This is a genomic window from Pedobacter sp. (genome assembly GCF_965227205.1).
Taxonomy (GTDB): Bacteria; Bacteroidota; Bacteroidia; order Sphingobacteriales; family Sphingobacteriaceae; genus Pedobacter.
The window spans coordinates 291,956-311,533 of record NZ_OZ245727.1; the positions used below are offsets into that span (position 1 = coordinate 291,956).

The 19,578-nt window shown below is 35.9% G+C and carries 17 protein-coding genes; 2 read left to right on the forward strand and 15 right to left on the reverse strand.

Features of this window, described 5'->3' with window-relative positions:
• Positions 1–49: 49 nt before the first annotated feature.
• The 14 genes from ACO05K_RS01100 to ACO05K_RS01165 all read right to left on the reverse strand — a co-directional run bounded on the left by ACO05K_RS01100 (position 50) and on the right by ACO05K_RS01165 (position 16,442).
• Positions 50–919 (reverse strand): sugar phosphate isomerase/epimerase family protein, encoded by an 870-nt coding sequence (locus ACO05K_RS01100; protein ID WP_421942626.1) that lies wholly within the window; start codon positions 917–919, stop codon positions 50–52.
• A gap of 12 nt (positions 920–931) precedes the next feature.
• A complete protein-coding gene (locus ACO05K_RS01105) occupies positions 932–1,804 on the reverse strand; it encodes a sugar phosphate isomerase/epimerase family protein (protein WP_421942627.1) in 873 nt (290 codons plus the stop codon).
• 72 nt (positions 1,805–1,876) lie between these two features.
• Positions 1,877–3,115, reverse strand: a complete 1,239-nt coding sequence (locus ACO05K_RS01110) for a nucleoside permease (RefSeq protein ID WP_421942628.1) — start codon at positions 3,113–3,115, stop codon at positions 1,877–1,879.
• 109 nt (positions 3,116–3,224) lie between these two features.
• Positions 3,225–3,905 (reverse strand): 3-keto-disaccharide hydrolase, encoded by a 681-nt coding sequence (locus ACO05K_RS01115; protein ID WP_421942629.1) that lies wholly within the window; start codon positions 3,903–3,905, stop codon positions 3,225–3,227.
• An 11-nt stretch (positions 3,906–3,916) separates the two neighbouring features.
• Positions 3,917–5,374 carry a Gfo/Idh/MocA family protein gene (locus tag ACO05K_RS01120; RefSeq protein WP_421942630.1) on the reverse strand — a complete coding sequence of 486 codons (1,458 nt, stop codon included), beginning with the start codon at positions 5,372–5,374 and terminating at the stop codon, positions 3,917–3,919.
• A gap of 24 nt (positions 5,375–5,398) precedes the next feature.
• Complete coding sequence (locus ACO05K_RS01125) at positions 5,399–5,782, reverse strand: c-type cytochrome (RefSeq protein ID WP_421942631.1); 384 nt, start codon at positions 5,780–5,782, stop codon at positions 5,399–5,401.
• Positions 5,783–5,809: 27 nt separating this feature from the next.
• Positions 5,810–6,865, reverse strand: coding sequence for a sugar phosphate isomerase/epimerase family protein (locus ACO05K_RS01130; protein ID WP_421942632.1), 1,056 nt, complete (start codon positions 6,863–6,865; stop codon positions 5,810–5,812).
• Positions 6,866–6,871: 6 nt separating this feature from the next.
• A complete protein-coding gene (locus ACO05K_RS01135; protein WP_421942633.1) occupies positions 6,872–8,029 on the reverse strand; it encodes a Gfo/Idh/MocA family protein in 1,158 nt (385 codons plus the stop codon).
• Positions 8,030–8,109: 80 nt separating this feature from the next.
• Positions 8,110–9,810, reverse strand: coding sequence for a GMC oxidoreductase (locus ACO05K_RS01140; protein ID WP_421942634.1), 1,701 nt, complete (start codon positions 9,808–9,810; stop codon positions 8,110–8,112).
• Positions 9,811–9,834: 24 nt separating this feature from the next.
• Entirely contained in the window at positions 9,835–10,419 is a 585-nt protein-coding gene (locus tag ACO05K_RS01145; protein WP_421942635.1) for a gluconate 2-dehydrogenase subunit 3 family protein, read from the reverse strand.
• Between the two features lie 254 nt (positions 10,420–10,673).
• Complete coding sequence (locus tag ACO05K_RS01150; RefSeq protein ID WP_421942636.1) at positions 10,674–11,579, reverse strand: TIM barrel protein; 906 nt, start codon at positions 11,577–11,579, stop codon at positions 10,674–10,676.
• Between the two features lie 50 nt (positions 11,580–11,629).
• The gene (locus tag ACO05K_RS01155; protein ID WP_421942637.1) at positions 11,630–14,560 is read right to left on the reverse strand and encodes a TonB-dependent receptor domain-containing protein; all 2,931 of its coding nucleotides are present in this window, start codon (positions 14,558–14,560) and stop codon (positions 11,630–11,632) included.
• A 193-nt stretch (positions 14,561–14,753) separates the two neighbouring features.
• Positions 14,754–15,776: a FecR family protein gene (locus tag ACO05K_RS01160; protein ID WP_421942638.1), complete on the reverse strand. Its 1,023-nt coding sequence runs from the start codon at positions 15,774–15,776 to the stop codon at positions 14,754–14,756.
• Positions 15,777–15,881: 105 nt separating this feature from the next.
• Positions 15,882–16,442 (reverse strand): RNA polymerase sigma factor, encoded by a 561-nt coding sequence (locus ACO05K_RS01165; RefSeq protein WP_421942639.1) that lies wholly within the window; start codon positions 16,440–16,442, stop codon positions 15,882–15,884.
• A 190-nt stretch (positions 16,443–16,632) separates the two neighbouring features.
• On the opposite strand from ACO05K_RS01165, the gene ACO05K_RS01170 reads away from it, so the two are divergent.
• Positions 16,633–17,577 (forward strand): NAD-dependent epimerase/dehydratase family protein, encoded by a 945-nt coding sequence (locus ACO05K_RS01170; protein ID WP_421942640.1) that lies wholly within the window; start codon positions 16,633–16,635, stop codon positions 17,575–17,577.
• A gap of 114 nt (positions 17,578–17,691) precedes the next feature.
• Positions 17,692–18,420 carry a YebC/PmpR family DNA-binding transcriptional regulator gene (locus ACO05K_RS01175; protein ID WP_421942641.1) on the forward strand — a complete coding sequence of 243 codons (729 nt, stop codon included), beginning with the start codon at positions 17,692–17,694 and terminating at the stop codon, positions 18,418–18,420.
• Positions 18,421–18,755: 335 nt separating this feature from the next.
• On the opposite strand, the gene ACO05K_RS01180 is transcribed toward ACO05K_RS01175, so the two are convergent.
• Positions 18,756–19,535, reverse strand: a complete 780-nt coding sequence (locus tag ACO05K_RS01180) for a dienelactone hydrolase family protein (protein WP_421942642.1) — start codon at positions 19,533–19,535, stop codon at positions 18,756–18,758.
• Positions 19,536–19,578: the final 43 nt, after the last annotated feature.

The window sequence follows — 19,578 nt, forward strand, 5'->3', positions numbered from 1 at the left end:
TCATCTTGAGGGATTGGAAACTCCCGAAGTTTAAAACTACGGCATTTTGTTATATCAAATTAGCTTTGATGTAATCGCAACTTGTTTTAATAGATTCGATTGGATTTGGATTATAATTTGTTTCGTGCTCAACAAAGAAATTTTTCATTCCTGATAGTTTAGCCTGAGCAAATATGCTTTTAAAATCGATTGAACCTTTACCAACTTCAGTATTCCATTCTGGTTTTGCCTTATCCATATCTTTTACGTGCCACATTGGGAAACGGCCAGGATATTTTTTAAACAAAGCCAAAGGGTCATTTCCTGAGCGAACGGCCCAGTATAAATCAAGCTCAAAATTAACCAGTTTTTTATCTGTTTCTGTTAAATAGATATCGTATCCGGTTGTATCGCCTAATTTTTTAAATTCAAAATCGTGGTTGTGGTAGGCAAATTTTAAGCCTGATGATTTTGCAATTTCAGCAACTTTGTTAAAACCTTCAGCTACCTTTTTAAAACCATCTGAGCCTTTGCTTACATCAACGTGTGCACCTGCAATGGTAAAATACTTTCCACCAATTGCCGCGGCCGAATCTATATCTGCTTTTAATTTATCTGTGCTTCCAGTTTTAAGGAAATCGTCCATTCCATAATGACCGCTTGGCGCTGTTAACCCATTATCTTTCAATAAGGTTAAAAATTCTTTCGGTGTTAAACCCCAAAACTTTCCGTTAGAAAAACCGTAAGTTTCAACTTCTGTATAGCCAGCCTTTGCAACTTTTTCAATTACACCTTTAACATCCGAAGGTAATTCCTTTCTCAAAGAATATAACTGCAAACCAACATTTTTGGTGGCTTTATCAAACGCAAATGATGGTAGGAGTAATGCTGCTCCGGCAGCTAAACCCGCTTGTTTTATAAATGTTCTTCTCGAATTCATTTTAACGATATGTTAGATTAATTCCTTTTTGATATAGTTACAGCTTGAAGTAATCGAACCAATTGGATTTGGTTTATAGTTAGTTTCATGCTCTACAAAAAAGTGTTTCATGCCAGATAATTTCGCTTCAGCAAAAATTGCCTTGAAATTTATTGAACCTGTTCCAACCTCAGCATTTAAAGCCGGATTTGCCTTGTCCATATCTTTAACATGCCACATTGGGAAACGACCAGGATTTGCAGTAAATAACTTTTTAGGGTCGTTACCAGAGCGAACAGCCCAGTATAAATCTAATTCAAAATCTACTAAATCTTTATCGGTATTATTTAGCAAAATGTCGTAACCAGTAGTGTCGCCTTGTTTTTCGAATTCAAAATCGTGGTTATGATACGCTAGTTTAATGCCCTCGGCTTTTGCCATTTTACCAGCTTCGTTTATTTTTAAAGCTAAGTTTTTATAATCTTCAGCATTTTTTCTGATAGAAGGATCTAACCATGGGATGGTTACGTAACCCATGCCAAGCGCTTTTGCAGCAACAATCGCTGCTTTTAATTCTTCAGTTTTACCATCAGTTAAATAAGTGCCCAAACCAAAGTGACCGCTAACCGCCTTTAAGCCATTATCATCTAAAATCTTTTTTAATTCGGCAGGTGTTAAACCCCAAAACTGATCTTTAATAGAAAATCCATACGTTTCAACTTCTGTAAATCCGGCTTTCGCCACTTTTTCTAAAGTTCCTTTTACGTCTTTCGGAAGTTCATCTCTAAGCGTGTATAATTGTAAACCGATGTTTTTCTTATCTGCCATACAAGCAAATGATGGCACCAATAACGCTGCCGCTGCAGCTAAACTGCTATTTAGGATAAAACTTCTTCTTGATAACATAATTTGAGTTTTTGCCGATGAATTTTTTTCGATTCATCGGCTTATTTAAAAAGAGGCCAGAAGCCGTAATTATTAATGGGCTGCAGTTTCTATTTCTGCTTTAGATTTATCATTAAATACTAATGCAAAAAGTACAAATACTACGGCCGCGATGCCTGCAGGAATTATCCAAACCATTTTCCAATCCATAACTCCCTCTGCTGATTTGTAAGCATCAGAAATTTTGCCAGCAACAGCAAAACCGATAAGCATACCAACGCCATAAGTTGCTAAAGTAATTAAACCTTGAGCCGAGCTTTTAAAACGTTCGCCAGCTTTAGAGTTTGTATAAATTTGTCCGGATACGAAGAAGAAATCGTAGCAAACACCGTGTAAAGCGATACCAAGAATTAACATAAAACTTAATTCGCCTGCATTTCCGTAAGCAAATAAAGCATAACGAACAGCCCATGCTAACATACCCACTAGGATTGTCATTTTAAATCCGAAACGTTTGAAAAATATCGGAATAAAAAGTAGGAAAATAACTTCCGAAGCTTGTCCGATAGTCATTTTTCCTGTTGGATTATCAACACCGATATCTGATAAAAACGGGTTCGCATTTTGATAATAAAATGCCAACGGAATACAGATTAAAATAGATGAAATGAAGAAAATCAGAAAGTTTCTGTCTTTTAATAATTTCAAAGCATCTAATCCCAATACATCTGATATCGTAAGTTTCTCTCCAGTTACTTTTGGAGGTGTTTTAGGTAGTGTAAAACTGAAAATACCTAATACTAAGGATACAATTCCGGCCATTAAGAAAGTGTTTTTTAATAAGCCCGATTCCGTTCCTTCTTTTGAATCCCAGTGGAAGAAATAGCTAATTAATAAACCAGCTGCAATCCATCCAATTGTACCCCAAATACGGATATTTGAAAATTCTTTTTCAGGATCTTTCATTTGATTAAACGAAACTGAGTTTACCAATGCCAATGTTGGCATGAATAAAATCATGTAACCTAAAACGTAAGGATAAAATACACTTACTTCGGTTGCATTATACATTTGGTACATTAAAATTGCACCAATGATGTGTAAAACGCCTAAAATTCTTTCAGCATTAAAATATCTATCGGCAATTAAGCCAACAATAAAAGGCGCAATAATGGCACCCCAAGATTGAGTTGAAAATACAGCTCCGGTTTCTGCTCCGGTGGCTTTTAAGTTGTTACCTAGAAATGTTCCTAGAGTAACAAACCATGCGCCCCAGATGAAAAATTCCAGGAACATCATGAAAGAGAGTTTAAAGCGAGTAGTGCTGTTCATTAGTTTATTTGGTTTTATTTAAAATGTAAGATGGATGAGGTATAATGGATATGATGTAAGAGGGCTTGTAATTCACATTATACATTTTCCCTCTTACATCATTCATATTTTATAGTTCTTTAATTAAAATGTTTTTGTACCATACTTCATCGCCATGATCTTGCAAGGCAATTTTTCCGGTTTTGAAAGTTCCCCAATCTTTCCAGGTTGCAAATTTGCTTCCTGCGATTAGGTTTTTCCAATTCTCATCCCAAAGGGTAGTTTTAACAACTTCAACACCGTTTAAAATTAATGTAAGTGTTCCTTTTTTGCTGATGATTTCGGCTTTATTCCACTCACCAACTGCTTTTACTGGTTCTGATGAACTTTTCACTAAATCGTACAAATCGCCAGCACGGTGTTTAGTTATTTTTCCGTCCGGATGGCCATCATTATCTAATACCTGCATTTCTAGGCCAGTTGAATAGGTAGCTCCATATTGTGGGGCTTCTTTTACATAGAATATAAGTCCGCTGTTTGCTTTCGGAGCAACTTTCCAATCGTATTTTAAATGGAAATCGCCATATTCTTTATCTGTAACTAAATCACCGCCACCATCTTTTCCTTTGGCAGCTAAATCGAAATGAAGCGCACCATCTTGAACTTGCCATGCACTACCAACTGTAGTTTTATTATATGTATGCCAACCTTTAGTTGTTTTACCATCAAACAATGGCTTAAAACCTTTTTGTGCATTAGATAACTGTACCGTAGCAAATAAAACTAGGGCAGATAAAATATATTTTTTCATTTAAATTCTAATTATAAAGTTAAGTTATTCCAGCCTTTACGGTATTCGCGTTTAACGAATTGATTGGCTTCATCAAAATTGGTAATCTTCATGTTATCATTATCCCAAAGCATTTTCATGTATCTGCCCGGATAAGTAACCTTACCATTAACTGTTTTTTGAATATCGAAACTTCTTATTGCAAGATTTGCCATTAAAAGTGCTTCAGTAAGTGGTCCGGCAATCTCAAACGGAGAACTTACTTCTTGCTTGCCATAACCTGCAATTGCAGCTTCAACCCATTGAGCATAATGTCCATTTGCACCATCTTTTACACGGGCATATTTTTCTGGTACTTTAATGTCTTTATTACGGCTAAGTGGCAATAATTTTGGATTAGCACTGTAGGTTTCAGCCATCATTTTACCTTTTGTTCCGATAAATAAAGTTCCATTACCGCCATCGCCAAAAGTTTCATTTGCTTCCAGTTCTGCCGGACGTTCAGGTTGAATACCTCCATCCATCCAATGCATGGTAACATCACCTTTGGTTTTATTGGTTTTAGGGAATTTTAAAGTAACATGACTAGAAGGAGGGCAGCTTTCTGGGAAATAACCGCGTTTAAATTCATCAACATAAACTGAACCAACACTTGCCTCAACCTCTTTAGCATATTTTAAATTTAAAACGCTAAAAGGAGCTTCAATTAAGTGGCAACCCATATCGCCTAATGCTCCGGTTCCGTAATCCCACCATCCACGCCAGTTAAATGGCACAAGTTTATCTACATAGTCCTTATCTGGAGCTGTACCTAACCACAAATTCCAGTCTAATTCTTTAGGTATATCTGCTTTGGTTGTTGGCCAAGGAATACCTTGAGGCCAAACCGGACGGTTAGTCCATGCGTAAACAGTATGCACATCGCCAATTAAACCTGCTTCGTACCATTCTTTCATTTGGCGGGCACCATCGTTTGATGCACCCTGATTACCCATTTGAGTTACAACTTTGTATTTTTTAGCAGCAGCAGTTAAGATACGGGCTTCGTAAATATCGTGTGTTAAAGGTTTTTGAACGTAAACGTGTTTGCCCAATTGCATTGCTGCAAGTGTTTGAATGGCATGACTATGATCTGGAGTTGAAACAGAAACTGCATCGAAATTTTTATGTTCTTTATCGAACATTTCGCGATAATCTCTATAATATTTAGCTTTTGGAAATGCTTTAACGCTTGCTGCAGCTCTTCTGTCGTCAACATCGCATAAAAATGCAATATCGGCTTTGCCACTTTTTGCAAACATGGCAATATCGCTTTGACCTTTACCGCCTGCACCAATTCCGGCAACAAGTAATCTATCACTTGGTGCTAAAAAGCCTTTTCCGCCTAAAACATGGCGAGGTACAATCATAAATGCAGCTGCCGCTATGGCGCTGGTTTTAATAAAATCACGGCGGTTACTCGTGTTTTTATTTTCTTGCTCTGTTTTCATTTTCAATAGGGTTTGTTGGTTGTTTTATTTTTTTCTTAACGATAAAATATATTTTGCCATCAATTTAGCATCTTCTTTCTTTAAAGTTGCATGAGCTGTCATTGGCATAGTTCCCCAAACGCCAGTTCCGCCTTTAATAATTTTATCAGCTAAATAGTTTACGTTTTTCTCCGTGTTAGCATATTTTTTTGCAACCTCAACGTATGCCGGACCAATAATTTTATTGGTTTTATTATGGCAACCTAAACAGTCTGATTTGTTAATCAGTTTTTCTCCTGCTGATACTTGTACAAATGCATTGTTTGCCGCTACAACAGTTGCAACAGCTTTCTCCTTCTCTAAATCTGCCTTTGAAAAAGAGGCCATAAAAATGACTACGGCTCCTAAAACTAAAAATGTTTTTTTCATGTTATTGTATTTGTGTGTTTTGCTAATTTACTGTAAACCTAAAATCTTTTTATTAAATGCGGCATCACTTCCAGATGCGGCAAAATCATCAAAAGCCTTGTCGGTTACATTGATAATGTGTTTTTTGATAAACTCTGCACCTTCTCTTGCACCATCTTCCTGATTTTTAATACAGCATTCCCATTCCATAACGGCCCAACCTTTAAAATCATATTGAGCCAATTTACTAAAAATGGTTTTAAAATCAACCTGACCATCGCCAGGAGAACGATATCTGCCGGCACGATTTGCCCAACTTTGGTAGCCACCAAAAGTTCCTTGTCTTCCTGTTGGATTAAATTCGGCATCTTTTACATGGAAAGCTTTTATTCTTTCGTGATAGAAATCGATGTATTGAATATAATCTAATTGCTGAAGTACAAAATGCGATGGATCGTATAATAAACATGCTCTTGGATGATTATTCACAGCAGCTAAAAACATTTCATAAGTTTCGCCATCAAATAAATCCTCACCAGGATGAATTTCATAACAAACATCTACACCGCAGCTGTCAAATTCATTTAAAATAGGTGTCCATCTTTTTGCTAATTCTGCAAAACCTTCTTCAACTAATCCAGCCGGGCGTTGAGGCCATGGATGGAAATATTGCCATAATAGCGAACCACTAAAAGTTGCATGTGCATTTAAACCTAAATTTTGAGAAGCTTTGGCTGCGTACTTCATTTGCTGAACTGCCCATTCGGTTCTCGCTTTTGGGTTTTTATTAACCTCTTTTGGTGCAAAAGCATCAAACAAATCGTCATATGCCGGATGAACAGCAACCAATTGACCTTGTAAATGCGTAGAAAGTTCAGTAATCTCTAGACCATAAGAGGCGATTTTGCCTTTCAACTCATCAGCATAAGCTTTGCTTTCAGCAGCTTTTTGTAGGTCAATAAATCTGCTATCAAGTGTAGGCATTTGAATACCCTTAAAACCTAATCCTTTTGCCCATTCGCAAATGCTATCTAATGAGTTAAATGGTGCTTCATCACTAATAAATTGCGCTAAAAATACTGCTGGTCCTTTTATCGTTGTCATTATTGATTAAATTTTATAGTCCCACCATTTCTGGTCAGAGTTACTTGAATTTACTACATTTTCTATAAACGCCATTCCGCGAATACCGTCTTCCGTACTAGGGAAATCAAGCATTTCTTCGGTAGGGGTTTGATTATTTAACTTCGCATCTACTGTTAACGCAAAGTTTTTATAAATATTAGCAAATGCTTCTAAATAACCTTCGGGATGACCGCCTGGTGTACGTGTATTGTGCTTAGCAAAACTACCCATGTAACCATTTCCGGTACGATAGATTTGCGCAGGAGCATCAAGCCATTTAACAATTAAGGTATTTGGCTCCATCTGGTGCCATTCAAAGCCACCTTTTTCGCCATAAACTTTTATTTTAAGTGCATTTTCTTCACCTGCAGCAACCTGCGAAGCTACAAGAACACCGTTAGAGCCGTTGTCAAACTTTAATAAAACGTTTCCATCATCATCAATAGCTCTTCCTGGAACAACGATGTTTAAATCAGCACAAATTTTAGTGATTTTTAAACCGGAAATATATTCTGCAAGTTGCGCTGCGTGAGTACCAATATCGCCCATACTTCCGCTTTTACCTGTTTTAGATGGGTCAGTACGCCACGCTGCCTGAGCATTTCCTTCGCGTTCTGATAATTTACTTAACCAACCTTGAGGATATTCTACAATAATTTTACGGATGGCACCTAAAGCGCCCTCTTTAACCATTTGTTTAGCCTGTTTCACCATCGGATAACCAGAATAAGTATGAGTTAAGCAAAGTGTTAATCCGGTTTCCTCAACTTTAGCTTTTAACTGTTTAGCTTCTTCTAAGGTTAGGGTTATCGGCTTTTCTATTACAACATTAAAGCCAAGTTCTAAAGCTAGCATTGCAGGTGCAAAGTGAGCAAAGTTCGGCGTTACAATCGTTACAAAATCTATTTTCTCGTCAGCAGGTAATTCACTTTCCTTTTGCAACATTTCTTCATAGGTTTTATAAATTCTGTTGTCTGGTAGAAATAACATTTTACCCGATTCATATCCAACTTCTGGATTTACACTTAAAGCACCCGCAGATAATTCGATTAAACCATCCATGTTTGCCGCAAGGCGATGTACAGCACCGATAAAGGCGTCTTTGCCGCCACCTATCATGCCCATTCTTAGTTTTCTTTGCATAACGATATTAGGATATATGGTAAAAGGTTTAAGGCGATAGGAATCCCTTTCGCCTTAAACCTTTCAGCTTTTACCTTTATTTAAATATTATTTTTCTTTAATTCTTTTACTGCATAATCTGCAGCACGTGCGGTTAAAGCCATAAATGTTAATGATGGATTTTGACATGCAATTGAAGGCATACAAGCTCCATCAGTTACAAACACATTATTAACTTCATGCATTTGGTTCCATTTATTTAGAACTGATGTTTTTGGATCGCTACCCATTCTGGCAGTACCCATTTCGTGGATAGCCATACCCGGATAACAACCGTTATCGTAAGTTTTGATGTTTTTCATGCCTGCTTTTTCTAACATTTCAGCAGCATCATTCATCATATCAACACGCATTTTTTTCTCGTTCTCTTTGTATTCGCAATCTATTGCTAATACCGGCTGTCCCCACTTATCTTTTTTATTATGGTCAATGTAAACTTTGTTTTCGTAGTACGGAAGCATTTCTCCGAAACCACCTAAGCCCATTGTCCATTTACCTGGTTTAGTCATTTTTTCTTTTAAACCAGAACCAAAAGATAACTCTGCAACATCACTTTGCCAGTTGCTTCTGTTAGCACTTCCTTGGTAACCAAAACCACGTAAGTAATCACGTTTATCATTACCAATGTTTTGATATCTTGGAACATAAATGCCGTTTGCACGACGGCCGTAAGTGTATTTATCATCGAAACCTTCAGCTTCGCCTGATGCTCCACAACGGAAATGGTGATCCATTAAATTGTGACCTAACTGACCGCTGCCGTTACCTAAACCATTTGGATGTGCTTCAGAAGTTGAGTTTAACAGAATAAATGTTGAACCTAATGTAGAACCATTCACGAAAACGATTTTAGCATAAAATTCCATCGTTTTGTTAGTTTCTGCATCAATTACCATTACACCTTTAGCTTTCTTGGTATCCTTATCATAAATGATATGATTTACAATAGAGTAAGGTCTAACTGTTAGGCGTTTCGTAGCCATTGCAGCAGGTAGGGTAGAAGATTGAGTACTGAAATATGCTCCAAATGGACAACCACGGCTACATAAATTTCTGTATTGGCAATTGCCACGGCCTTTATGAGGTACAGTTAAATTGGCAACACGGCCAATCATCATAATACGTTCTCTTTTATAGTGTTCTTCTATACGAGCTTTAACAGATTTTTCAACAATGTTTAAATCCATCGGTGGCAAAAATTCACCATCCGGGCAAGTAGGCCAGTTTTCTTTTGAACCACTAATACCCGCGAATTTCTCAGCGTAATCGTACCATGGCGAAAGTTCTGCATAACGTACAGGCCAATCATTTCCATGACCATCTTTTTTGTTATCCTCAAAGTTATGATCACTTAAACGGTAACTTTGGCGACCCCACATTAATGATTTACCACCAACGTGAAAACCACGATACCAATCGAAGCGTTTATCTTCTGTATAAGGGCATTCTAAATCATTAACCCACCACTTTTCATTGGCTTCACTATATGGATAATCTCTTTTTTGAACAGGGTGGGTACGTTTTTGCTCTTCTGTTAATCTACCTGCATGTTTAAACTCCCAAGGGCTTTTCATTGCAGTTTCATAGCCAGTTATATGTTCAATGTTCATGCCTCTTTCTAGCATTAAAACACGTAAACCTTTCTCAGTAAGCTCTTTTGCAGCCCATCCGCCACTAATTCCCGATCCTATAACAATAGCATCGTAAGTATTTTCTGCTTTTAAATTTGTATTTAAATTCATGATGTTTTGTCGTTGTGTTAGAAATTAGGTTGCCCAAGATTTTTGTCCAGGTTTTAATGGTGCATTACCATCATACCTTCCCGGAACAAGAACATAAGATCTTGCTTTTGTACACCCAATTTCTGAAGAGTAGTAGCCTAATAATGTTAAGTCTCTTGCAGTGATAAAGAAATAAACCAAATCTTTGTTTTCTTCTGATTTAGTTTCTTTCTGAGCTATAGACATCGCTCTTAAATCTACCATTAGCTTGGTTCTTTCTGCAACAGTTAGCGTAACATAACTTTTTTTGAAATCGCTAAGTGATTTAGCTTGAAGTTCACGAAATCCTTTAGCAAATGAATTTTGCATTTCTTTAGGGTAACAATCTTGCATCATCATTGGGATGAATTTACCCAATCCTGCAGCCTTTGCTCCAGCAGATGATTTTGTAGTTGGTACAATAATATCGGCAAATTCAGCGAAAATTTTCTCATCCTGCGGAGAGAATGATACAAAATTCTTTTCGTTTTCCGGAAGCGTAAAACCTTCGAATAAAACGCCCATTGTACTTGCCGAGATGGCTCCTCCCAACAAGAAAGCAACGTTTTTTAGTGCTTCTCTTCTATGCATCGTTTTTATATTTTATATATTTTGGTTATAATATATTGATTGAGTAATATTAGAAAAATATGCCCGAAATATTAAATCAAGTGTGTATAATTAACACTATGCAATGCTATTGTTACTTCGTGGAATTGTTCTAAATAAAGGTGCTAAAATTTCATTTTAAGTTAAGCTAAATCGATTTTATTAACAACATAAAATCTAAATTTTTATTTAAAATTTACTAATAAGTTTTGTATTTATACTTGAATGAAAAATCTTTAGATTAAATTGTTTTTAATGTAATTATAACTCTCGGTTATGCTTTGATAAACATCTTTTTTCACTAAATCCTGCTCTGCGAAAATATAATCTAAGCCAGCTGTTTTTGATGCAGCAAAAATACTTTTGAAATCTATTTGACCAGAACCAACTTCTGAGAAAACTGCTTTATCGTTTTTATCCATATCCTTAACATGGAACATTTTATATCTTCCAGGATTTTTCTTAAACATTTCAACAGGATTTAAGCCAGCATTTACTGCCCAGAAAATATCAAGCTCGAAACCTACTAATTTGGCATCAGTTTCGTTAAGCAAAATATCAAATCCGGTTTTACCATTGCCTTGGTCCTTATATTCGAAATTATGGTTGTGATAAGCCAACTTTAAGCCAGATTTTTTACAAAGCTCACCCGCTTGATTAAACAACACAGCCATTTTTTTATAATCATCTAAGGTACCGTTTGTTCTTATATCAGTTGGTAAAGCAGGTATTACAAAATATTTCTGCCCAACTGTAGCTGCTGTTTCAATGTGAGACTTTAAAACAGTATCGCCCTTGCCCGATAAGTAATCGGTTGTATTGTAGTGGCCACTTGGCGATGTAAGGTTGTTATTTTTTAAAAGCGTTACAAAATCCTTTGCTTCTAAACCCCAAAAGCCTTTTACTTCGTATTTGCCTGGATAACCATAATAAGTTTCAACCTGGTTATAGCCAATGCTTCCTACTTTTTGAATGGTTGCATTTACATCAGCAGCCAATTGATCTCTTAAAGTAAAAAGGCCAATGCCAATTTTTGAAATTTTTGCCTGGCTTGCTAACGCTGATGATATAAATGAAGGACTAATGTAAACCGCCGCCGCAGCTAATCCTGCTTTTTGTAAAAATGATCTTCTATTTGTCATGATAATTTTGTTAAATGAAAAAGCCGGAGCATAAGCTCCGGCTTTAGATGTTAAAATGAATAAGCTAACGAACCCCAGAAAGTACGTTGTAATAACGTTCTTCCAATTAACAGCGTTCCTGGTGTAACAGTTGCAAAGTTTCTGAACTGATCACCACGAACATCACCCTCGGTTAGCACTTTTGCATCTAACAAGTTGTCTGCCCAAAATCTTATTGCTACTTTCTTAGTGAAATTATAGCCTGCTCCAGCTTTCATAACAACATAAGAAGGTAATTCGTAACTAGCACTTGGCGAAGTGTATCTGCTGCCAACATAGTTTGCAGCTACATATAAGTTGAAATTTTTATACTCGTAATTTGCACCAAGCTCTGTATTTAATACCGGAACTCTTTCAGTTCTGTTACCAGTAAAGCTATAAATGCGGTTTCCAAATTCGGCAGCTACAGCAGCGTTGCCACTCGTGTTTGCTTCGTAATCTGTGTATTTAGAATCTTGTAATGTTCCGGTTAAGCGTAAACTTAAAGGTTTAGCAATTTTGTAAGATACTTCGTATTCTGCACTCCATGTACGAGTAGAACCAAAAGCAACTAAAGATTGAAGACCAGCCGCAGTTGTTGGTACGTTAATGCTTAATGAAACGTTTTTAATTGCTGAGTAACTTCCTGAAGCAAATACTGCTAAGTTGTTTTTAGCATATTTAAAACCTATTTCGCCTAAATAAACCGGACGTTTTTTAATGTTTGCAGCATTGTAAGCTGATGCATTGTAATCACCAATATTTGGAGCATTGTAAGCTTTAGTTGCACGAGCAAACATACTTGCAGTAGTACTGATTTTATAATTTGCACCAACAGATGCCGACCAGTTAGTCAATGTTTCATCGTAAGCAGTGTAACCTAAAATGTTTGGAGTAGCACCTGCTGTAATGTTAACAGTTCCATTTGCATTTAAAGCATAGTAAGGTCTGTCACCTTTAACATTTTGGTTGTCAATTCTCGCTCCAATATCTAAACGCCATTTTTCGTTAATTTTAATCTCATCACCAGCGTAAAGAGATAATGTTCTTGTATCGCCAATAAATGTGTTTTTAGTTTGAATAGTTCTCTCTAAAGCAGTTGGAGATTGTAAAATGATACTTGGATGCTCTTTAAATTCAGTTAAAGAACGGAAAGCAAAACGAACATCATCACGATTGTATTGATGAATACCTGCGCCAATGTTTAAACTGTGGTTTTTAATTGTTTTTCTTAAATCCAGATAATCAACAATTTGAATATCGTGATTTAACTGTCCTTGTGCGTTTGAAGTAACAACGTAATCGCCAGCAACAAATGGTGCAACAGCGCCACCAGGATAATAATATGGTGTAGTAGCCGTTCTTGCAGCAATTCCTGCAGGTGCAGTATATGTACTGTTGGTGTGTGTATTTTGGTAACGGAAATTGTTTACAATTTGCCAGCCGCTATCTGTTAAATAATTGAATTGGAAACCACCTGAACCTAATTTTGTGTGGATACCATCCGTTAAACTAAAATTATGAAGTCCTGTAGCCGGATCATTATAGCTCCACTCTGTTTGACGAGGTAGGATTGATTGCTCAGCCATATTATAATCACGGTAAGTTGTTGGTTTGCCAGTTCCATCGTAAGGATAGTAGCTAGTTAATAAGAACTGAACTTTATCGTTCAAATATTTACCAAATACTCTAATAAATCCTTTATTGTTTTTGAAACTGAAAGTCATGTTACCTTTAATCTGACCACCTTGGTTTGCCGGATTAAAACCTTGGTCTACTACTCCGTTATCTGTTCTGTAAAAACCACCAATGTTGTATTTAATGTTATCGTTGATTTTTCCACCTGTATTTCCATCAAAACGATATAATCCTTGAGAAAAACCTGTAGTAAACTTAAACTGACCATATTGTTTATCTGCACCAGCATAGCTGATGTTATTTACAACTGCTCCAGGAGTGTTGGCTTGTAAAATAGCAGCGTTACCACCTCTAATTGCTTCAATATTTTGAATGGTTAAATCTGTTTTGTAATACTGATCTACAGATGGGTTAGTGTTAAAACCTGTTGGCAATAATGGTAAGCCGTCTTCCTGAATACCTAAAAAGATATAACCACCTTGTTGAGGAAAACCACGAACCCATACGTTACCCGGACCATCACCACCAGTACTTTCTACTGTTAAGCCTGGTATAGCTTTTAATAAATCGGTACTGTTTAATGGCGCTCTGTTTGTTATGTCTTTATTGCTTACAGATGTTAAAGCAACACTACTTTCTAATTTTTTCTTTGGATTACCGCCAGTTACCACTACACTTTCCAATTGTAAATTATCTTCTGATAAACTGATGCTGATGTTTTCGTCAGCATTTCCCGGAGATAACATTACCTCTTTAGAAATATAACCAACATATCTAACCACTAAAACACGGCTATCAACAGTTAAACTTTTTAAAGAGAAATTACCGTTTTCATCAGTTGTTGTTCCAGTAGTTTTACCTTTTACTGTTACTGATACACCTGGTAGCGGATTGCCTTTACTATCTGTTACTTTTCCGGTTACTGTTCCATCAAAAGCTTTTAAGATTTCCAGATTGTTATTAGCGGGAATAGAATAGAGCAAAATCTGATCTTTAACTATCCTATATCCCACGTCATAACGTTTTAGCGAATTCTCAAGAAAGTATTTAAGTTTTTGGTTTACTACATTAATAGAAATTTTTCTGTCAGAATTAATTAGCTGTGGGCTGTAAACAAACTTCACGTTTGCTAACGATTCTGTTTTTTCAATTATAGTTTTGATATCTGTTTTATCGGCCTTAATTGAAATTGATTTATTAAGAAATGCCTGAGCATCTGCATTTTTAGCAAGTGCAGCGCAAGAGAAAATAGTTATTGCAAGTATTTGGTAAATCGAAACTCTCATTGCATATATAGCCAGCGAAATAAGTTGATTTTTTTTCATAAATTTGGTTATTGTTCCTTAAATGATTGGATTTATTGGACATGGAAATACCATGAATACATTCAGATGTATTTAACTCGCCGGCAATGCCCCACATTGTCGGCTTTGTTTAAAGAATATATTATGGAAAATTTGGCCGCGACTACGGACTGTTTGTTAGTACTGTTCTTTTCATAATTAATATATATTTGGTTTAGTTTTTATTAGAAACCACAATGCTGGTTCCCTTTATTTGGTATTTGCTTGAAATTGAACCGCAAACAAGGTCTAGTTGCTCATAAAGGCCTTTATTGCTTAAATCTCCGGTAAATGTGTAGGCTAAAATATCTTCGTTATTCGATATGATATCAATGCCATAAGCTTCAGTAAGTGTTTCGAAGATTGATTTTAAACTTTCTTCTTTAAAATTATAATTAACACTCGTTGCAACGTTGTACGCTTCAGCAAGTGGAATTGGTTTATCAACCAGTGTTTTGTTTAAATTGTGATTAGCAAAAACGCCTTTCTGGTTCGGTTTTAAAAGAATTGGTTTTGCTACTTTTTTATCGCTAATGTTAAATAACGAACTTTCTTCATTTTCATTAACCTGAACTTTGCCGGTTCTAACAGCAACCTGTGCCGGAATGCCATTTTTTGCCGATTTTACATGAAAGCTTGTGCCTAAAACTTTTACGATTATATTTTGATTGTAAACGTAGAATGGCTTTTTACGATTCTTACTCACTTCAAAAAAAGCATCGCCTTTTAAATAAACCGTTCTTTTGTTCGTCTTAAATGTCTCAGGATAAATAATTGTAGCATTTGGTTTTAACTTTACCCTGCTACTATCACTTAAGAAAAAGTAAATCGGCTCGCTGCCTTCGTTGGTTTTAGTTAATAAGCTTAACCCTTCGTTTGCATCAATAAAAGATTGTTCTGCATTATTTCTGTTTGCCATGTACAAGCCACCAATAAAAAATGCAATCATAATCGATGCAGCAATTGCAATTTTAGGCCAAAGTTTTCTTGTTTTAGAAACTGATTTTTTCTGTTCAGTATCCTGATTTATTTTCTGCCAGATGTTGTCCTGCATTGCTGCAAGTTCTGCCGATGAAATATCCTGAAAGTTTCTGTTATTTAAGTTATGATACCATTTATCAACCCAAAGCTTTTCAGCTTCTGTGCATAAACCGTTATTATAGCGGTTAAGTAAATCGATCAATGATTTCTGATTCATAAGGAAAAATATTTGGCTTTATACATACAAGTAACGTAAAGCGCATTAATCCCTAAACCTAACCCTTAAAATATTTTAAATATTATGTAAGTTGTTGATTATCAATTAAAAAAATATGTAAAAATTTTTAATAAATTCTTTAATTCTTTTTATTGAACGAGTAATATGGTACTCAACTGCCTTTTCAGAAATGTTTAATTCATTAGAAATATCCTTTACCGATTGATATTGATACCTGCTTAATCTAAATACTTCCTGGGTTTTTACTGGTAAAGAATTAATACTCTCTTCAATTATTCCAGATAAATCATTTAAATCGATACTATTAGTTGTATCATAGCTATTTTCTGTAAAACTTAAAGATTGATATTCTATGTACTTATTCTCGGTAACTAAACTTCTAATATGATTAATAACGCTCAACTTTAGTGCACCAAAAAGATATGCCTGAAGATTTTCAATGTTTAAATTTTCTTTTTTTTCCCAAAGGGAAATAAAAATATTTTGAACTAGCTCTTCTGCAATTACTTTATCACCAGTTTTTTTAAAAGCAGCCACCAGAAGCTCTTTACTAAAAGCAAAATATATTTTCTCATAAGCCAACTTGTCGCCCTGTTTTAGGCGGCTAAGTAAATCGACAGAATTTTCAGGCTCAAAGGGGATCATTATTATTTGGTCTGCTACAATTATAGTAAATGTAATTAATTATTTTAACCAGTAACGTAAAAAACAACTGTGTTTAACATGTTTTATCAGCATATTTTAAAAGTGAAATTTTAAAGCTAATCACTTAGTTAAAATATTTTATAGCCCTTTTATCTCATTTTTTTAACTTTGCTCATTCTCCCAAAAATATATGAAAGAAAATATAGTTGTTTTAGGTTCAAACGGACAAATCGGTACTGAATTGGTAACCATGTTACGTAAAATATATGGTGATGATCATGTTGTTGCATGTGATATCCGCAGACCAGATTATGATATAAAAAATTCAGCTCCTTTTGAGTTTGTAAACGTGCTTGATAAGGAAATGATAAATGGCATTTTCAAAAAATACAAACCAACACAAGTTTATTTGCTGGCTGCACTTTTATCTGCCACAGGCGAACAAAATCCTAAACTTGCCTGGGATTTGAATATGAACGGATTATTAAACGTTTTGGATTTAGCACTCGAGTATAAAACCGCAAAAGTTTACTGGCCAAGTTCTATTGCCGTATTCGGACCAAATTCTCCAAAAGATAATACGCCACAATATTGCACAATGGACCCTAATACTGTTTACGGTATCAGTAAACTTGCTGGCGAACGTTGGTGCGAATATTATCACCAAAAATATGGTTTAGATGTAAGAAGTATTCGTTACCCAGGTTTAATTAGCTGGAAAGCTGCTCCAGGTGGTGGTACAACAGATTACGCAATCCATATTTTTCATGATGCGTTAAAAAAAGGAAGCTACCAGAGTTTTTTAAATGCCAGTTCAGAATTACCAATGATGTATATGGATGATGCAATTCGTGGCACAATTGAATTAATGGATGCACCGGCCGATAAAATTTCGGTAAGAAGTAGTTATAATTTTGGTGGAGTGAGTTTTACACCCGAAATTTTAGCAACGGAAATCAGGAAACATATTCCGGATTTTAAATTAACTTACGGCGATAAAGATCCACGTCAGCAAATTGCAGATAGCTGGCCACGTTCTATCGATGATAGCGTAGCTGCGAAAGATTGGAACTGGAAACCTGAGTACGATTTGTCGAAACTCACAATTGATATGTTAAATAATTTAAAAAAATAAAAAGGTAAAATTGGTTAACTGTTTAAATCGGTTAATCGTTATTGAGCATCAGTTAAACAGTTTAGGCGATTAAACAATTAACCCTTCTCGATACTAAATACTTGATACTAAAAAATGGGAAGAGCATTCGAATTTAGAAAAGAAAGAAAATTTAAGCGTTGGTCTAAAATGGCTGTACAATTTACCCGTATAGGTAAAGATATTGTAATGGCCGTTAAAGAATCAGGTCCAAATCCAGAAACCAATTCGCGTTTACGTACAGCAATGCAAAATGCTAAAGCTGTAAATATGCCAAAAGATAGGGTAGAAGCAGCTATTAAAAGAGCTTCTGATAAATCGTTGGCAAACTATGAAGAAATTGTTTACGAAGGTTATGCGCCACACGGTGTTGCTGTTTTAATCGAAACTGCTACTGATAATACTAACCGTACTGTAGCAAATGTGCGTAGTTACTTTAACAAAACGGATGGCTCTTTAGGTAAAACAGGTTCTTTGGATTTCGTTTTTAACCGTAAATCTATTTTCCGGTTTACAATTGCCGGAGAATTTGATTTGGAAGAACTAGAGTTCGAATTAATTGATGCAGGCTTAGAAGAACTTTATGTAGAGGCCGATGAAGAAGGTAACGATATCATTGTAGCGCAAGGTGCTTTCGAAAGTTTCGGAACTTTACAAAAGGCATTAGAGGAAAAAGGTGTTGAGTTAAAAAGTTCGAAATTAGAGCGTATTGCACTTTCTCATCACGAAGTTACAGAAGAACAAGCTGCAGATGTTTTAAAACTCATAGATAAGTTGGAAGAGGATGATGATGTGCAGGCAGTTTACCACAATATGGCAGAGTAATTAATACTTACAATGCGCAAAAAAGGCTTGAAGATATTTTTCTTCAAGCCTTTTTTATGAAGAGCAAGTTCATTGCTTATCTGTTTCGGCAGTCCCGCCAACATTTCCTGCCTACCGCAGGCAGGCAAGTCCTCAACCTCGTGCCTCGGTTTCCGGGCTTTACATTATGTCGGGTCTATTTCACTTAGGATAACCAAAGTAACCTAAACCTGACAGGAGCGAAAATACTTTTTTTAGCAACAACGCTGAATAATCAGCACAACAGAAGTTAAAAAAGATTGTAGAAGATGGCAGGACTTTCGCGACCGATGAAAACCGAAGCCTGCTTTTCTAATTTATTTCCTATGGCTAAACAACCACGGTAATAGTTGTGGTTCGGCAAAGGCGCTATCCCAGCTATTGTGGTTGGCATTTGGATAAAGCAAAAATTTCACTTCAGAACCAATGGTTTTTAATCTTTCGGATATCGCAATAGAAAAAGCCGGGTCAACAATATCATCTTTTCCTCCATGAAAAATCCATAGCGGAACTTTCTTGTATTTGTCGATATTATTGGTATTATCGCCACCGCAAATTGCAAAAGCAGCGGCAAATGTGTTGCGTTTGCGACGTAAGAGTTCGTAAGTACCCATTCCACCCATTGATAAACCACCAATATATACCTGTTCTTTATTTACAAATGGTTTTTTTAGAAAATCTTTAACCATGTTTTGTAAAGCATGCATGGCTTTTGTTGGTTTACCGCCTTCTAAAAACGTAAAAGTTCTTTTGCCTTGCTCGTTAGGCGCAATATTTACATTAGCCCAATAGCTGTCTTTTGGGCATTGCGGAAAAATTACGATTGCAGGAAAGTTTTTTCTTACATCATCTTTCAGAAATAATTTGCCGCCATGAACAAGCTGACTTTCGTTATTGTTTCCTCTCTCGCCTGCGCCATGGAGCACAAAAATAACCGGGTATTTTTGAGATGGATTAAAATTTTCTGGAAAAAGGATTCGGTAGTAGATAGAATCTTTTCCTTTGATAAAATTACCTCTGTCGTATTTGTTTAAGTCTTGCGCTTTAAGCACAAAAACAAAAAAAGAAAGACAAAGCGTTATTATAATGTTCTTCATATAACAAAATTAAAAAACCCCGGCTATTTTGCAACAGCTCGGG

What these genes read in the sequence shown, in the direction of transcription:
- ACO05K_RS01130 (WP_421942632.1), bottom strand. Translation starts at nt 6,865, where the DNA reads ATGACAACGATAAAAGGACCAGCAGTATTTTTAGCGCAATTTATTAGT.
- ACO05K_RS01135 (WP_421942633.1), bottom strand. Translation starts at nt 8,029, where the DNA reads ATGCAAAGAAAACTAAGAATGGGCATGATAGGTGGCGGCAAAGACGCC.
- ACO05K_RS01155 (WP_421942637.1), bottom strand. Translation starts at nt 14,560, where the DNA reads ATGAAAAAAAATCAACTTATTTCGCTGGCTATATATGCAATGAGAGTT.
- ACO05K_RS01100 (WP_421942626.1), bottom strand. Translation starts at nt 919, where the DNA reads ATGAATTCGAGAAGAACATTTATAAAACAAGCGGGTTTAGCTGCCGGA.
- ACO05K_RS01175 (WP_421942641.1), top strand. Translation starts at nt 17,692, where the DNA reads ATGGGAAGAGCATTCGAATTTAGAAAAGAAAGAAAATTTAAGCGTTGG.
- ACO05K_RS01170 (WP_421942640.1), top strand. Translation starts at nt 16,633, where the DNA reads ATGAAAGAAAATATAGTTGTTTTAGGTTCAAACGGACAAATCGGTACT.
- ACO05K_RS01160 (WP_421942638.1), bottom strand. Translation starts at nt 15,776, where the DNA reads ATGAATCAGAAATCATTGATCGATTTACTTAACCGCTATAATAACGGT.
- ACO05K_RS01125 (WP_421942631.1), bottom strand. Translation starts at nt 5,782, where the DNA reads ATGAAAAAAACATTTTTAGTTTTAGGAGCCGTAGTCATTTTTATGGCC.
- ACO05K_RS01180 (WP_421942642.1), bottom strand. Translation starts at nt 19,535, where the DNA reads ATGAAGAACATTATAATAACGCTTTGTCTTTCTTTTTTTGTTTTTGTG.
- ACO05K_RS01120 (WP_421942630.1), bottom strand. Translation starts at nt 5,374, where the DNA reads ATGAAAACAGAGCAAGAAAATAAAAACACGAGTAACCGCCGTGATTTT.
- ACO05K_RS01115 (WP_421942629.1), bottom strand. Translation starts at nt 3,905, where the DNA reads ATGAAAAAATATATTTTATCTGCCCTAGTTTTATTTGCTACGGTACAG.
- ACO05K_RS01165 (WP_421942639.1), bottom strand. Translation starts at nt 16,442, where the DNA reads ATGATCCCCTTTGAGCCTGAAAATTCTGTCGATTTACTTAGCCGCCTA.
- ACO05K_RS01105 (WP_421942627.1), bottom strand. Translation starts at nt 1,804, where the DNA reads ATGTTATCAAGAAGAAGTTTTATCCTAAATAGCAGTTTAGCTGCAGCG.
- ACO05K_RS01150 (WP_421942636.1), bottom strand. Translation starts at nt 11,579, where the DNA reads ATGACAAATAGAAGATCATTTTTACAAAAAGCAGGATTAGCTGCGGCG.
- ACO05K_RS01145 (WP_421942635.1), bottom strand. Translation starts at nt 10,419, where the DNA reads ATGCATAGAAGAGAAGCACTAAAAAACGTTGCTTTCTTGTTGGGAGGA.
- ACO05K_RS01140 (WP_421942634.1), bottom strand. Translation starts at nt 9,810, where the DNA reads ATGAATTTAAATACAAATTTAAAAGCAGAAAATACTTACGATGCTATT.
- ACO05K_RS01110 (WP_421942628.1), bottom strand. Translation starts at nt 3,115, where the DNA reads ATGAACAGCACTACTCGCTTTAAACTCTCTTTCATGATGTTCCTGGAA.